Source organism: Psychrobacter sp. 1Y4, from assembly GCF_051847555.1.
This window is the reverse complement of sequence record NZ_JBPYDE010000001.1, coordinates 27144-43487: the sequence shown is the minus strand read 5'-3', so window position 1 is coordinate 43487 and position 16344 is coordinate 27144. Positions and strand designations below refer to the sequence as shown.

Sequence of the window (16344 nt, the reverse complement as noted above, 5' to 3'; positions counted from 1 at the left end):
CTACAAGTAGTTCGGTATTTGCCTACTGAATTCAACAATGAAATGTAATGCAATTAAATAAGAGAGAAGTATGAAAGCACTGGTTAAAGCCCATGATAAAAAAGGCATCTGGATGCAAGATGTGCCAGAACCAAAGGTTGGCATCAATGACGTTAAAATAAAAGTTAAAAAAACCGCCATTTGTGGTACAGATTTGCACATTTATAAATGGGATGAGTGGTCACAAAAAACCATCAAGACGCCGATGATTATCGGACATGAATATGTCGGTATTATTAGTGAAGTGGGTGATGGTGTGAAGCATTTTGAAGTGGGTGACCGAGTCACTGGAGAGGGGCATATCGCTTGCGGACATTGCCGTAACTGTCGCCGTGGTAAGCTACACGTGTGCGAAAACACTATCGGCGTAGGCGTTGACCGCGATGGCGCGTTTGCCGAATATCTGGTAATACCTGCCGATAACGCCATCAAACTTGATGAGCGTATCAGCGACGATATGGCAGCCATTATGGACCCCTTTGGCAACGCCACGCATACCGCTTTATCATTTCCTGTACTTGGGGAGGATGTGCTGATTACGGGTGCAGGGCTGATTGGTTCAATGGCAGCGGCAATTTGCCGCTTTGCAGGAGCGCGTAATATCGTGGCAAGTGATATCAGTGATTATCGCTTGGAGCTTGCCAAAAAAATGGGCGCTACTATGACCGTAAACCCAGCCAAAGGTGAGACCATCGAAGGCGCCATCGATGAGTTAAACATGCACGGCTTTGATGTTGGGCTTGAGATGTCAGGCTCGCCTCAGGCTTTTAATTCGATGATTAATAACATGTATAACGGCTCTAAAATCTCTCTTTTAGGCATTTTACCTAATACCACCACGGTGGATTGGAGCAAGATTATTTTCAAGGCATTAACCCTAAAGGGTATTTATGGCCGTGAGATGTGGGAAACGTGGTATCAGATGGAGCAAATGCTGATTAGCGGTATTGATTTGTCGCCAATCATTACCCATCGCATGCACATTGATGACTTTCAAGAAGGCTTTGATATCATGGAAAGTGGGCAATGCGGTAAGGTGATTTTAAGCTGGGATTGATTTTGGTGGGTTTTGAGAGTCACAAATGTAAGTGACTGAGTCGTGGTTTAGCGCTAACTATAGCGGAACTAACATTACAGTATAACTTTTAACGATTCTCAGAAATCAGCTGCCAAAAGAACTTAACCCCAAACACAAAAAAGGTGAGCCGAAGCTCACCTTTTTTATTATCTAAGATTAATTCAAATTAGCCTAACGCAACCAAGCCCGCGCATTACGGAACATACGCATCCACGCGCCGTCTTCATCCCACTCCTCTGGTTTCCAGCTGTGATTGTAGGCACGTAGCGTCCGCTCAGGATGCGGCATCATGAGGGTGACGCGACCATCGGTGCTACATAGACCCGTGACACCGCCGAGCGAACCGTTTGGATTGAGTGGATAGGTCTCGGTTGGATGACCTTGGCTATCGACATAACGCATGGCGAGCTGACCGTGTTTTGCCATACCGTCGATTTCGGTGTTGTCTAATGTGGCATAGCCTTCACCGTGCGCCACCGCGATTGGCAAGATGCTGTCTTGCATGCCTTTGAACAGGATCGACTTGGTGCGCTCGACTTTGACGTTGACCGTACGCGCTTCAAAGCGAGCGGATTTATTAGCGATGAAGCGTGGAAAGTTTTCCGCACCTGGGATTAAATCTTTGAGCTGCGCCATCATCTGACAACCGTTACAGACGCCAAGTGAAAAGGTATCGGGACGGGCAAAGAAGCGCACAAACTGCATGCGCAATTCATCATGGAACAAGATAGAGTTCGCCCAGCCAGAGCCTGCGCCAAGTACATCACCATAACTAAAGCCACCACAAGCGACCAGACCATCGAAGTCACGTAAGTTGATACGACCTTCTAGCAAGTCACTCATGTGCACATCGACCGCTTCAAAGCCCGCTTGGGTAAAGCCTGCTGCCATCTCTGACTGACCATTGACGCCTTGCTCACGCAAGATAGCGACTCTTGGTTTATTGTCGCGGCTGCCCAAGTACGGTTCTTCGACCTTTTGATTGAGATCAAAGTTTGGTGCAGCGATGAGGCCTTTATGGCTGGCATCGCTAATCAAGTCATACTCTTGCTGCACGCATTCTGGATTATCACGGCGACGGGCGATTTGATAGCTGACCTGACTCCACTCTTGCTGCAGCTCAGAACGGCTAAAGCGTAGGGTATCGTCACCCATGTGCAAAGGCGTCTGGATAATGAGGCTATCTTCCTCAGTACTTTGACCGACGAGGCTTAGCATATCGCTGACATTAAATTCTTCTGCCAGTTGCATCAAGGCCGCGACGTTTTCGGGTAATACTTGAATCACTGCGCCCAGCTCTTCACTGAATAATTGACCGAGCAGATTTTCATCAGCCAATGACAGCTTGATACCTTGACGACTGGTGAATTGCATCTCTGCGATCGTTGCCAGCAAACCACCATCACCGATATCGTGATAGGCGCTAATGACGCCTTGTGCGTTGCCCGCTTGGATAAAGCTAAAGAAGTCGATTAAATCGCTAGGCTTATCAAGGTCTGGACACTCATTACCCAATTGGCTTGCTGTTTGTGCAAGGATTGAACCGCCGAGGCGCAATTTACCTTTTGATAAATCAATACGGTAGAACGCGCTATCGCCGTTAATCAATTCTGGCGTTAAGGTTTTTGCCACGTCGACAACAGGAGCAAACGCGGTAATCACAAGGCTCATTGGCGAGACGACTGATTTGTCTTGGCTTTGATTGTCAGCGTCTTCGTCACTCCAGTTGGCACGCATCGATAGCGAATCTTTACCAACTGGGATAGCAATACCGAGTGCTGGGCATAGCTCTTCACCGACAGTATGTACCGCGTCGAATAATGCCGCATCTTCCGCGTCATCACCGCAAGCGGCCATCCAGTTCGCTGACATGGTGATATCAGACAGCTGCGCAATACGCGCACCGGCGATATTAGTAATCGCCTCACCGACCGCTAAGCGCGCAGAGGCTTTAGGGCTAATCAAGGCGACTGGCGTACGCTCGCCAACGCTCATCGCCTCTCCAGTCATAGGTTGATCATCTAACGCAATCAAACCTGATGCCGTCACCGCGCAGTCAGCGACTGGCACCTGATAGCGACCCACATACTGATCACGCACCACCATACCAGTGATAGAACGGTCACCAATGCTGATTAGGAATGATTTACTGGCAACGGTTGGATGACGTAGCACGTCTTTAATGGATTCGGACAAATTAAAGTTATTAAGCTCTAACGCTGGCAACGTACTCTCTTGACGCTCAAAGCTACGCTGCATTTTTGGTGTACCACCGAGCAACACTTGCATCGGCATATCAACTGGCTGCTCAGAGAGCAACTCATCATTAACGACCAGCTGACGTACTTCCGTCGCTTCCCCTAAGATGGCATACGGGCAGCGCTCACGGGCACAGATCGCATTGAACTGATCTTTACTCTCTGGGCGAATCGCTAGTACATAGCGCTCTTGTGCTTCGTTTGACCAAATCGCCATCGGCGACATGCCAGCTTCTAACGACGGGATTTTACGTAGATTGAGCACCGCGCCCATTTCATGATCATTGACCAGCTCTGGCATCGCATTAGACAGACCACCGGCTCCGACGTCGTGGAGAGAAACAATTGGGTTGCCGTCTTGACTGTTGTTACTGACATCGCCATTATTGTCTGACTGTCCATTACCAGCAAGCGCCCAACAGCGATCAAGGACTTCCTGACAGCGACGCTCCATCTCTGCGTTATCACGCTGCACTGAGGCGAAGTCCAATCCTTCATCTAGCTCACCACTATCGACCGACGATGCTGCCCCGCCGCCAAGACCAATCTGCATCGCAGGGCCACCTAGGACGATAAGCAAATCACCTTGTTGAATGGCGTTTTTCTCAATGAGGTTACGTTTGATATTGCCGTAACCACCTGCCAGCATGATCGGTTTATGGTAACCGCGCATCTCACTACCGTCTTTGGCGGCTGACGTATCAAGTTGAAAACTACGGAAGTAACCGCAGAGGTTTGGACGACCAAATTCGTTTGAGAAGTTGGCACTACCTAATGGGGCTTCTGTCATAATCTCAAGGCTGGTCGCCATACGATCCGGCGTACCATAATCCTGCGTGCTTAATTGACCTGATGTCTCCCACTTTTCCGCAAGCTCTGGGATATGCAGATGTGACACATGGAAACCAGTCAGACCAGCTTTTGGCTTACCGCCGCGGCCCGTTGCACCTTCATCACGAATTTCACCGCCTGCGCCCGTCGCTGCGCCTGCATAAGGGGCAATCGCGGTTGGATGGTTATGGGTTTCGACTTTCATTAAGATATCGATTTCTTCTTGATGAAAATTGTAAGGATGGGCAGCATTAGGATCTTGAGCATCAGTAGGAATGGAATAAAAACGCATCCCCTCTGCCCCTGCCATCACCGCAGCGTTGTCTTTATAAGCAGACAAGATACCTTGTGGATTCGACTGATAAGTATTCTTAATCATTTGGAACAAGGATTTTGGCTGTATCTCGCCATCAACTGTCCATTCGGCATTAAAGATTTTATGACGGCAATGCTCTGAGTTGGCCTGTGCAAACATCATCAGCTCAACGTCAGTTGGATTGCGCTTTAGCTCATTGACGTAAGCATTCATCAGATAATCGATATCTTCACTCGATAACGCAAAGCCAAACTCTGTGTTGGCTGACTCTAGTGCTGACTGACCTTGTCCAATCACATCGATATGATTGAGCGAAGCTGGGGCTTCATCGTCAAACAATTTATCTACATCATTTAAGTCATAAACCAAGCTCTGGGTCATACGGTCAAACAACAATTGCTCAGCGGCAGCAGGCAATGTTGTACTTATCTCACCGTCTGTTGTTCCATCAAGGGTTAGCGTATAAACAATCACCCGCTCGACACGATTGATCTTAATGTCACAGTTATTAAAAATATCGGTCGCTTTACTGGCCCACGGTGAAATCGTACCAAAACGTGGACTAACAATCACTTGTAATTGGCTGTCTTGCGGGGTGGTAAGTTGGGCATCCTCTTTAATACCAAACAGGTCCAGCGCTTTTTTCTGCTCATCACCTTCAAGTTTGCGTGATAATACATACACTTGCTGGGTATGAATTTGGCTGACATTTAGCTCGGTTTTTTGCTGAAACTGACTGATGAGTTGCTGCGTCTGAAAATCGGTAAGAAACGGTTGTCCGGCGATGGTCATCATAAAGGCATAATCCGTAAGATCAAGGCATCTCTGCCATGCAAAGTAAATGGTCCGTGTATTATAACAAGAAGGCTAATAATAAGCAGGGGTAAACCATGATAAATTGCCCACCCTACTTATAAATAATTTCTGAGCTGTTGTTACAATATCTATTTCTTTTTATCAGCAAACTTTTGCCTAATCTGACACATTTTTTACTTAACTCTTATACGTTTTACAAACGCTCACATCGTCTTACGGGCAACCTATATAATCAGGCAGGCAACTATCGTTATTCTACAACCAGCTAATAATTAAAACCATTAACACAGTTTTCACAATAATTTCAATTTTAACGTAATAAGGATATCTATTATGAATAAACAAGAACAAATCGATAAAATCCAAGACGTAATTAAAGACGTAAAGTTTGCCATGATGAGCACTATTAATAGTAAAGGTGATGTGCATGCATGGCCGATGACGACGAGTGAAGCCAGTATCGCTGATAAAGAGATTTGGTTTATCGGTGACAAAACCTCAGATGTCGTAAAAGATATTCAAGACAATCAAAAAATAGGCTTGTCTTATGCCACTCAAGACGAAAAAGACTATGTTTCTGTCAGTGCCAATGCAGAGCTGCCAACAGATAAAGATAAGCTAGATGAGCTATGGTCACCTGTCTACAATGCGTTTTTTGAGCACGGTAAAGAAGACCCAAATGTACAACTTATTAAAGTAGTACCACATGGCGTAGAATGCTGGTTGAGTGGTAGCTCTACTGTAAACATGTTTAAGATGGCTACAGCCGCGGTACAAGATGGTAAGACTGCAGAAGATATTGGCGAGCAGTTCTCTGTATCTTTATAATATAAGCGTCTTTTATATTGTAAAAACGAGCAGTTTGATGACTTGAGACGCCAGTAAGCCATTGTTTATTGGCGTTTTTATAGTATGTAAGTTTTATAGCATGTAAACCTCAATATTTTAAATAGTAAAGGACAACTATTATGAGTAAACAAGAAAAGATGGATAAAATCCAAGCGATGGTAAACAATATCAAGTATACGATGATGACCACTCGCAATCATGAAAACCACCTCCATTCGTGCCCAATGAACACCACAGAAACCAGCATCGGTGCTAAAGAGATTTGGTTTATCGGTCACACACCTTCTGACACTGTTGATAATATTAATAAGAACCCAGAAGTAAACTTGGCTTACGTCAGCCAAGATGATAAAAGCTATTTGTCTATCACTGGTAAGGCTGAATTGATCGAAGATCGAGAAAAGCTTGATGAGCTGTGGTCAGTAATGTACAACGCTTATTTTGAACAAGGTAAAGAAGACCCAGGGGTACAGCTAATCAAAGTCGTTCCTCATGGTGCAGAATATTGGGAAAATGGTAACGCCATTACTAGCGCTGTTAAAATGACGGCAGCGGCAGTCACAGATACTGCTATTGAAAAGAGTTTGGGTGAGAATTTTTCAGTAGAACTCTGATGATTTGTTTAGACATCATTAGATGTTATACATAAAAAAAGCCAGTGCGATAAGCGACTGGCTTTTTTATGCAAGATTGTGCACGTAAATGAAATTAAATCAGTATTAACACGCTCTATCTAACCACTTTGTTTTAAATATGGCCATGCTGCTTTTAGATAAATAAACATGGACCACAAAGTTAAAATCACTGCAGCGACCATCAGTACATACCCTATCATCTCAAGCGACTCCCAGTTTAATAGAAGCACAGTGATGGCTATCATCTGAAACGTCGTCTTAAGCTTACCTACATACGAGACCGCCACACTAGTACGATTACCAAGCTCTGCCATCCACTCCCTTAATGCCGATACTGCAATCTCACGAGAGATAATCACAATCGCTGCTATCGCCATAATGATATTAGGATGCCACTGTACCAAAATAATCAGCGCTGCTGCTACCATCAGTTTATCAGCGACTGGATCTAAAAACCGTCCAAAAGCCGACATCACATTAAGCTTACGAGCAAAGTAGCCATCGAGCCAATCTGTAATGGCAGCGACAACAAACACCCCAGTTAACAATAAATGCCGTAGTAAACTGTCACTAAACTCACTCATTCCTACCCGCGCGATGACATTGTCTGAGATGGCAGGCATGCCAATACCCATGGCTGGTGGCCAGTAAGCTATCGCTACAAACAATGGAATCATCAAAATACGCGCAATAGTAAGATTATTGGGTAGATTAAAAATGCTTTTGTCGTTTTGCGGTTGTAGCGGCTCTTTTGTATGCAGTTGTGTGCTTTCGGTCATGGTAAGCCTAGTGTTATATAGACATAAGAATGCCTGCTAGCTTAGCATTTTTCTTGTATTGCGTCATGCCATCTTCTGCGAGTTTATCGATACTATTTTGAGAGAAAACGTTTATTGAACGAAAAGTTCTAACAAATAAAATATTTCAAAATGTGACATTGTATTAAAACTCTCTTAAGAGTAACTTCATGTAATTTAAGTAGCCAATTAAGGAGAACATCAGGTAATATAAATATATTAGAAGAAACAGTTGTACACTGAGTTTTCACTCCAAATTATAACTGTTTATGTTTCTGATAACGCTAGAATCTCTATAAAAATAATAAGTTTTTACTGTAATTGTAGACACACTACATACTCAGTTTTCCTCAGCCCACAGTTTCCTCCTCTGTGGGTCTTTTTTTGTCTTAAATTTCTGAACCCTATTTATCAAAATCTCTAAACTCTATTTATTAAAATTATAGTAACTTAATGATTTTGCCACTACCTATTAAAAACTTATATAAGTATATACTTCGCTTTTAGCGCTGTTCTCCAAAAAAAGAGGACAAAGAAGCGAGCAATGCTTCTTGATTTATACCTTCCCCTATAAATACGATATCTTTGGATGTAAAACTACTTCTGACAGCAGGGAGAATCTCAGGTTGCTGCATGACTTTGCGTACAGATTGTAGCAATAGCGGACCTTCATCCGTGTGCAAAACGCCCTTGACTCGCAGAATCGTATCACCCCGCGCATGCAGCAACGCCGATAGCCAAACGGTAAACTCAACCCAACCGACTTCTTTAGGAATCGGCAGCGAAACCACAGTCGTCGGAGCAACCCCATTGACAAGAGTCGTCTCATAGATTTCGGTCGGCGCTGGTAGTTTAGGTACAGGGCTTTCGACGCCGAATGTGGATAAGGAGATTGGGACAGCTGGATTAATGTTACTAATAGTCGAGACAAGGTTTGATAGGGACTGCTCAGCTACTTCTTTTGATTTTGCAATGACAATGCGATCAGCCGACAGTATCTGCTGACGACACAATGCATCAGTCTTTAGCGCCATATGAAAATGTAGCGCATCAGCCATAATAACCGTTTCTTTGAGCGCAAAATGGTAAATGAGAATCGGATGCTCTTTGATGGCGACTATGATTTCTTTGGGATCAGCCAAACCACTGGTTTCTATAATCAAGGTATCAGAAATAAGAGCATCAGCCAAATCGCTTGTTTGTCCGTTCGTTCTGGATTCGGCAACCGTAAGCAGTGCTGATATGAGCTCCTCTTTGCCTTTTGGGGTACCCGCGGTTCCAGTCAGAACGTTGACACTCATTGCTTCGCCCAACAGCAAATCATCAACAGGCTGCTCGGCCGCTTCTTGGGTGAATACTTGAGCACGGCCAAACCTCTTAGTAAAAAGCGCATGCCGCAGCCACGTGGTCTTACCTGAACCCAGATAGCCGCTTAGTAGAACGATATTGAGACGATTGTCTTGTGAGGTTTGCATTAAAGTCAAGCCATAGAGTGAGGTGCTAACGGATCGATTGCAAAGCCTTGACGACGTTCTACTTCAGCCCACAGCTCAGTTAGATTATCAACCATGACGCGGGCCCCGCCTGGACATATCAGCTGAAGCTGCGGAATTACCCCATCAGCATAAACGGAGAACCCATAAGGTTTTAGCACCCGCTTTAAGACAGACATTCTTTGAAACATTGCTCTCATGCGAATGCTGCCTTTTTGAGCGCCTGCTTCTGTCCAATGCCCTGGGGCAGCTGGGTTTCCACATCCATTACACATGACTCTTCTCCCTATAAGTGACCAGTATTTTAACAATGCCACCAAGATCCATAAATTTATCAATGCAGCGTTCAAATAACTTCCGGACGCTTACCACCTTCAAATGGGAAACGTGTGCGAAAATCAGCAGCGATATCTTCGAATGGCATCCAAACAACCCCTTCATGACCGTTGATATAGTCAATTAGACGCTCAAGCATCATGAGTACATGTGGACGTCCAGAGACATCCGGATGAATCGTGAAGGGAAACACGGCATAGTCCATATTACGGTAGACCCAGTCAAACTGATCACGCCACATTTGCTCGATATCGCGTGGGTTGACAAATCCATGACTGTTAGGGACATTTTTCATAAACAGCATTGGGGGTAAATCATCCACACACCAGTTGGCAGCAATCTCGACCAAATCGATCTCGTCGCCATGGGTCATAGGATGCATCCATTCTTCTGCAGTTTTTGAGTAGTCAATAACGTTCCAATCATCGCCAACTCGAGCATAGAAAGGCTGAAAATCACGGTAACCTTGGCTATGGTCATATTTAAAATTATATTTGGCTAAGATTTCAGGGGTCGCAGCTGACATCTCCCACCACGGTGCCACATAGCCACGCGGGCTTTGACCTGTCAGCTTAGTAATCAGCTCAACCGACTTTTCCATGACTGCCTCTTCTTGAGCGCGGGTCATGGCAATGGGGTTCTCGTGCAAGTAACCATGCGCGCCTACTTCGTGACCATGATCGACAATCATTTTGGCAATGTCTGGAAAAGTTTCGATACTATGACCAGGAATAAAAAACGAGGTGCGTAGATCGTATTTTTTAAATAACCTTAATAGCCGTGGTACACCAACTTCAGATGCCCAGACGCCGCGCTGAATGTCTGAGGGGCTATCCCCACCACCGTACGATCCAATCCATCCTGCTACTGAATCTACATCTGTACCAAAGCCACATATAATGGTTTTTTTACTCATGTCTCACTCCTTTGATGGTATAGGTTACTAGCCTTTGTTTGGGGTCTTATCTTTACTTACTTGATAGTTATTTAACCGCTTCTATGTAGATCTGTCATCGGCTTTGAGTAATACGCTCTCGACACTCAGCGCTGCCGCTAACAAATCACTGTCTCGGCCGCTGGTCATCGATAGCAAAATACTAGTAGGCATCTGGTTTTCATCTATGCCGTTTGGTAAAGCGACGCCGCACCAGTCCAAAAAATTACCTAGAGCCGTATTGCGCAGCATCAGTTTGTTGGTTTGCAAGTACAAGTCATCGTCTTCTTCAAGCGGTTTAAGCTTAGGCGCCGTAATAGGCGTGGTTGGAAACAGTACAATTTGCTTATCTAAAGCTTGACGGTTTTTTTCAATCAATCTTGCACGCTTCCGTTGAATGACAAGCAAATCTCGCGCACTCATCTCTCCTGCATCAAGAATACGGTCAAGGATTCTTGGATCTATCTGCTTTGCCTGTGCCGAATGTACCAGATCCCAATGCACATCTAGTGCTTCTGGGCCAACTAAGTAGCCATGCTTACGGGCAAGCGCCCCTATATCGTCAAACTCATCACATACTCCGCGAGTGATTGTCGCCCCTGCCTGCTCAAGTGCGCGGACAGAAGCTTCAAAATTTTGGATTACCGCCTCTTGCGCGTTTTCAAAGACGACATTACTGGGAATAAAAAATTTGAGTTGGTCAATAGGTGAAGGTTTGGGTATGGCAATCGCCCGCCCATTAAGAATTTGTGCCGCACCAATACAGCTCTTTAGATCAGCTGCAAGCGGACCAAAGGTGTCTAACGTCGGTGAGAGCGGCAACGTACCACCATTTGGAAACGCAACGCTAGAGCCTTTATAGCCGACTATGCCGTTTAGTCCAGCAGGAATGCGTATCGAGCCACCAGTATCACTGCCGATAGCCAATGGCACCAGACCGCGCGCGACAGCTACCCCGCACCCTGAAGACGAGCCGCCAGGAATGCGAGCAGGGCCTGAGCCATGAGGGTTTTTAGGTGTACCAAAATGTGGATTAAGACCAAGGCCGGAATAAGCAAACTCGGTCATATTAAGACAGCCGATTGACACAAGGCCTGCTTGAGAGGCATTGGCCACCATATTGGCATCACAAGGGGCAGGCGCGTTGGATTTAAGAATCACAGAGCCTGCGGTGGTCACTCGATCTTTTATATCAAAAAGGTCTTTCCATGCGATAGGTATACCATCCCACGGGCTTAGTGGCTTACCGTCACGGCGACGTTGCCTAGAAGCATGAGCTTCTTTTAATGCGCGCGCTTCAAACAACTCTGTAAAAATAGCGGGATCGGAAGAGCGGATGTTTGCAAACGTCTCTTCTACCAGCGCAACCGGACAAAGACTACCTTCATCGAGGCGAGCTGCCATATCTAACGCTGACACAGACTCCTTGGTAATTTTGCTCACAACCCGTTCGCTCACAACATACTCCATACTATTGATTTTATTAGAGATTGCATTATCAACCATAGGCTAAAAAAACAGAGGAGTCAATTGGCATCCATGAGTAAAATCTTTCTATTTACCAATAAGAAACAATCATCTAATTTTATGATTTTTATATGAGTCAATGACAAACAAAATGCATGATTGTTTGATTACTATCACTTATTTTTGACTTTAAATGGCTCTGAAAATTGTAGTATTAAAAAACCCACCACAGATAAAATAATCGCTATCTCGTAACGACCATAAGCCACTGAAATACCGATAGCACCTGTGTTCCATAAGCTGGCTGCCGTCGCGGTGCCCTTTGAGCCTTCCTCATTCTTAAAAATAGCGCCACCACCGATAAAGCCCATACCAGTGATAATGGCGTACATAATCCTCGCTTCGCCTTCAGACTCGTAGATATCCATACCGACTAACATAAAGGCACATGAAGCAATAGTCACCAACGGAAACGTTCTAAGTCCTGCACCGTTATCCTTCATTTCACGATTGAGTGCAATCGGTAATGACAATATAAAAGCAATGCTTAATTGAAAAAAATGGTACTGCATTAAGTCTATATCTAGATCGAATCCAAACATAATTTACGACGCTCTCTATCTTTAAGTTAAAACTAAATAAATTTGGCTTATTTTATCCACTCTACTTTACTGATCGCTTGTACTGTGTCTTTTGCCATTTGATAGCAGCTTTCAATATTACCTTGTCCGCACCAGTCGCCACTAACAATCCATTGATGGGTTTGATCGAGCAATACTCCTAACGGATCACAAGCCTGCTTGTTTTTGGTATCCATGACTGTCGCAGCATAGCGCCAACGATGACAGTCTATTTTACTGGGCGCTGTATCAGCGCTCCAATGCAATGCTCGCTGTGCAGCCGCTAGCAATTGCGCTTTAATGATTTCGATATCATCATCGACATGCTCTTCTGACCAGTCGTTGCGCGCATGAATGGTGATACTTGGGAGTAGCTCATCACGAGCAGGCTTTTGATGTTCAACAAATATTCTATCGAGTATTGAATGACTCACATAAGCCACATCCCATACTGGCCCTGCCTGATTGATCAGAGTTTTAGGGAGCATCTCAACATTATCCCAGCCCAGCATAAGCGTATAGCATGCTTGCATTTTTGGTTCGGTAATTTTGGCATGCTCTGTAAAGCCACTGTCTGCCATCAGCTCTACTGCTTGACCGTTAGGTACAGTACAAATGACCCAATCAAACCAGCCAAGACTATTGCCTACCTCATCGAATAACTCAGTTTTGTTAGTATTATCTTGTCGGCTCTCAGTTTGTGTCTGGCTAAGTGGTGCGACGCGAGTTTTAAAGTTAATAGTCGTATGCTGTAACTCATCAGCCAACGCGCGTCCCCAACTGGTCATTTTAGGGGTGCCAACATAACGCGCGTGATTGGTATCCCATTGCTCTTTTTTCTGAATATTAGGTAAGCAAGTATTTTGAGATTGAGCATTTTTATTTTTTTGAACATGGTCGTTAGCTGGCGTCAAATCAACTACTTGAGCGCACCACGGTTGCAGTAATGTTGAGTCTAGCCAAGGCGCAATGAATTGCTGAAAGCTAGAGGTTTTTGCTGTAAAAAACTGTGCACCAAATGCCCATTGCCAGTTTTGCTTGGTCTTATTATCGGTGTGATAGCGCGTAGCTAGGCGGCCAACGCTACGCGACTTCTCAAAAATAGTCACGTGCAGCATTGATGCATTATTCGATGGTTTATTTTGTCGCTTAATAAAAGCGCGTTCCAACAAAGTCGCTGTCAATAAACCCGTCAATCCAGCTCCGATAATGGCTATTTTCGGCGCAGTGCTTTGATCAGTGTTTAGGCCAGTATTAAAGGTAGCCTGATTGTCATGGTTAGTCTGTTTTGCATGGTTGCTAATGGATGGCGAAGAATGGTCAGTCATGAGTGCAGTAGGCCTTGTAAGATTTGGCAACGATTAAAACCTCATTAAAAACGAGTCTTTGTGTTTTTGTGATGCTGTCTATATTAAAAAGTCATGCTATTAAAAACAGCATGACTTTTGTGATATTTGATGTTTGTCTAGTAAAGTTGCGTGCGAACCATACTGATGATCCCTATTTATAACTATGGTTCGCTATTTTATTGCTTACTAACAGTTGCTTACTAACAGTGTTTTGCCTCGCGTTCTGCTTTGACCACATCAATTATCTTGTTGATGACCGAGCTATCAGCAAGGGTAGATAAATCACCAAGCCCAACATACTGCCCTGCAGCGATATTACGTAAGATGCGACGCATAATCTTACCAGATCGGGTTTTGGGTAGAGCCTCAACGACATAGATAGCATCTAAATTGGCAATTGGCCCAATCTCGGTGCGCACATGGCGATTTAACTCAGCTTTTAGCTGATCGCTTGCAACCTCTCCTATACTGAGAATAATAAAGGCGGCAATACCTACGCCGCGAATGTCATGCGGCATACCGACGACAGCGGCTTCAACCGTAGAAGGATGAGCATCTACTGCACTTTCGACTTCTGCAGTGCCCAAGCGGTGCCCTGAGACATTAAGTACATCATCGACGCGGCCGGTAATCCAATAATGCCCGTCTTCATCGCGTTGTACCCCATCACCAGTAAAGTAGTAGCCTGGATACTCAGTAAAGTAGGTCTCTAAAAAGCGTTCATGGTCATGATAAATAGTACGCATTTGTCCCGGCCAGCTATTACTGATGACAAGATTGCCCTCAGCGGGACCTTCAAGAGCCGTATCATCGGTATCGATCACTTGCGGTATGATGCCATATAAAGGATTCATCGCAGCACCCGGTTTGAGCGCTACCGTACCTGGTATCGGAGCCAGCAAAATACCACCTGTTTCGGTCTGCCACCATGTATCTACGATTGGGCAACGACCACCACCAACAACATCATAATACCAATCCCACGCTTCAGGGTTGATAGGTTCACCAACGGTACCAAGCAGACGTAAACTTGAGCGATCAGACTCACGGACAAAGGTATCACCCTCTTTCATCATCGAGCGAATCGCCGTCGGCGCCGTATATAAAACCGTAATTTTATGCTTATCGATAATATGACCAATCCGCGCCCATGTTGGATATTCAGGCACGCCCTCAAACATCACTGTCGTCGTACCATTGGCAAGCGGCCCATAGGTAGAATACGTATGACCGGTCACCCAGCCGACATCTGCCGTACACCAATACACATCATCGTCTTTGATATCGAAGACATCGCGGAAGGTTGATAGCGCGTAGGTGATATAACCACCAGTCGTATGCAGCACACCTTTCGGTTTGCCAGTTGAACCAGAGGTATATAACAAAAATAACGGGTCCTCGCTATTCATGACTTCAGGCTCGCACTGCTCTTGCTCGCCGGCTATTAAAGAATGATACCAAACATCACGGCGACCACTCATCGGAATTGAATTACCTGTACGATGCACGACAATGACCTTTTCAACGCTATCAGTACCCTCCATATCTAGCGCACGATCAACATTGACCTTAAGCGGATTGTGCTTATTACCGCGTAGACCTTCATCAGCCGTAATCACGATTTTGGATTGGCTATCAACGATACGGTTACCTAAGCTCTCAGCAGAGAATCCACCAAACACCACCGAATGCACCGCACCGATACGCGTACATGCTAGCATCCCTACCATCGCTTCAGGTATCATCGGCATATATAGGGTCACACGATCGCCTTTTTTGACCCCAAGCTTACGCATCGCATTACCTAAACGACAAACTTCAGCATGAAGCTCTTTAAAGGAGATAATCTTATGCAAAGAAGGGTGATCCCCTTCCCAAATAATGGCAGGCTTGTAGGGGTTGGTTTTAAGATGTCGATCAAGACAGTTTACCGAAATATTTAGCTCGCCATCCTCGTACCATTTAATACGAAAGTCGTCCAAGTCATAATTGACGTTGCTAATAATAGTTGGCTTTTTCATCCAATCAATCAGCTCAGCACGCTCAGCCCAAAAAGCATCAGTGGCCTCGGGTGATTCGACTGACCGCTCATAGTCTTGGGCATACTGCTCAGCAGTGGTATTGGCAGCGGCGATAAACTCAGCCGTAATAGGAAAAGATTTTTGAGTCATGAGACATTCCTTTTTTAATTATCATTGTCTGCATAAAATATCGAAAATAAGAGATATTGAAAATAAAAGAAAAAACTATCTAATAGACTGACTGAAACTGAAGCAATAATACGACTATCAGACAATGCTAATCGGCAGCTCATCAGTCACAACGGTGGTTGCAGACAACAGGCTATCATCTTCCATAATGAGTGACGCCTCAATTCTAGTTTGACAAATAAGAAGAAGTGATGCAAGACACTAACGACTAATTACAACAATTCCAATGTACAGCTGTTTACTTATGTATTTATACTTTCTATTAGGGCATGGTAAAAACCTGATAAGTATTTAATCCTTGTAACCCTAAGTTAAA

Annotated in this window: 12 protein-coding genes; 3 read left to right on the top strand and 9 right to left on the bottom strand. The window is 44.8% G+C overall.

The genetic code is table 11. The annotated features are described in order from the left end of the window. Positions 1 to 70: 70 nt before the first annotated feature. Positions 71 to 1096 carry an L-threonine 3-dehydrogenase gene (gene tdh, locus ACS8FC_RS00185; RefSeq protein WP_299218441.1) on the top strand — a complete coding sequence of 342 codons (1026 nt, stop codon included), beginning with the start codon at positions 71 to 73 and terminating at the stop codon, positions 1094 to 1096. A gap of 192 nt (positions 1097 to 1288) precedes the next feature. Here tdh and purL read toward each other — a convergent pair whose 3' ends face one another. Then, positions 1289 to 5317 (bottom strand): phosphoribosylformylglycinamidine synthase, encoded by a 4029-nt coding sequence (gene purL / locus ACS8FC_RS00180; RefSeq protein ID WP_439295500.1) that lies wholly within the window; start codon positions 5315 to 5317, stop codon positions 1289 to 1291. 354 nt (positions 5318 to 5671) lie between these two features. Here purL and ACS8FC_RS00175 point away from each other — a divergent pair, with 354 nt between their 5' ends. Together ACS8FC_RS00175 and ACS8FC_RS00170 are read left to right on the top strand one after the other, a co-directional pair. Further along, on the top strand, positions 5672 to 6166 hold the full coding sequence (locus ACS8FC_RS00175; protein WP_299218447.1) for a pyridoxamine 5'-phosphate oxidase family protein: 495 nt from the start codon (positions 5672 to 5674) through the stop codon (positions 6164 to 6166). A gap of 140 nt (positions 6167 to 6306) precedes the next feature. After that, the gene (locus tag ACS8FC_RS00170) at positions 6307 to 6801 is read left to right on the top strand and encodes a pyridoxamine 5'-phosphate oxidase family protein (protein WP_299218449.1); all 495 of its coding nucleotides are present in this window, start codon (positions 6307 to 6309) and stop codon (positions 6799 to 6801) included. 119 nt (positions 6802 to 6920) lie between these two features. On the opposite strand, the gene pgsA is transcribed toward ACS8FC_RS00170, so the two are convergent. The 8 genes from pgsA to acs form a co-directional block, all read right to left on the bottom strand. Continuing rightward, entirely contained in the window at positions 6921 to 7601 is a 681-nt protein-coding gene (gene pgsA / locus ACS8FC_RS00165; protein WP_299218451.1) for a CDP-diacylglycerol--glycerol-3-phosphate 3-phosphatidyltransferase, read from the bottom strand. A 521-nt stretch (positions 7602 to 8122) separates the two neighbouring features. Further along, entirely contained in the window at positions 8123 to 9094 is a 972-nt protein-coding gene (locus ACS8FC_RS00160; RefSeq protein WP_439295499.1) for a GTP-binding protein, read from the bottom strand. 5 nt (positions 9095 to 9099) lie between these two features. Continuing rightward, entirely contained in the window at positions 9100 to 9387 is a 288-nt protein-coding gene (locus ACS8FC_RS00155) for a hypothetical protein (protein WP_439262254.1), read from the bottom strand. Between the two features lie 71 nt (positions 9388 to 9458). Beyond that, on the bottom strand, positions 9459 to 10364 hold the full coding sequence (locus tag ACS8FC_RS00150) for a polysaccharide deacetylase family protein (RefSeq protein WP_299218457.1): 906 nt from the start codon (positions 10362 to 10364) through the stop codon (positions 9459 to 9461). Between the two features lie 81 nt (positions 10365 to 10445). Further along, complete coding sequence (locus tag ACS8FC_RS00145; protein ID WP_439295498.1) at positions 10446 to 11840, bottom strand: amidase family protein; 1395 nt, start codon at positions 11838 to 11840, stop codon at positions 10446 to 10448. 182 nt (positions 11841 to 12022) lie between these two features. Further along, positions 12023 to 12451 (bottom strand): MgtC/SapB family protein, encoded by a 429-nt coding sequence (locus tag ACS8FC_RS00140; RefSeq protein WP_439262258.1) that lies wholly within the window; start codon positions 12449 to 12451, stop codon positions 12023 to 12025. Positions 12452 to 12498: 47 nt separating this feature from the next. After that, positions 12499 to 13797: an NAD(P)/FAD-dependent oxidoreductase gene (locus tag ACS8FC_RS00135; protein WP_439295497.1), complete on the bottom strand. Its 1299-nt coding sequence runs from the start codon at positions 13795 to 13797 to the stop codon at positions 12499 to 12501. Positions 13798 to 14018: 221 nt separating this feature from the next. Next, complete coding sequence (gene acs, locus ACS8FC_RS00130) at positions 14019 to 15989, bottom strand: acetate--CoA ligase (RefSeq protein ID WP_439295496.1); 1971 nt, start codon at positions 15987 to 15989, stop codon at positions 14019 to 14021. Between the last annotated feature and the right edge of the window lie 355 nt (positions 15990 to 16344).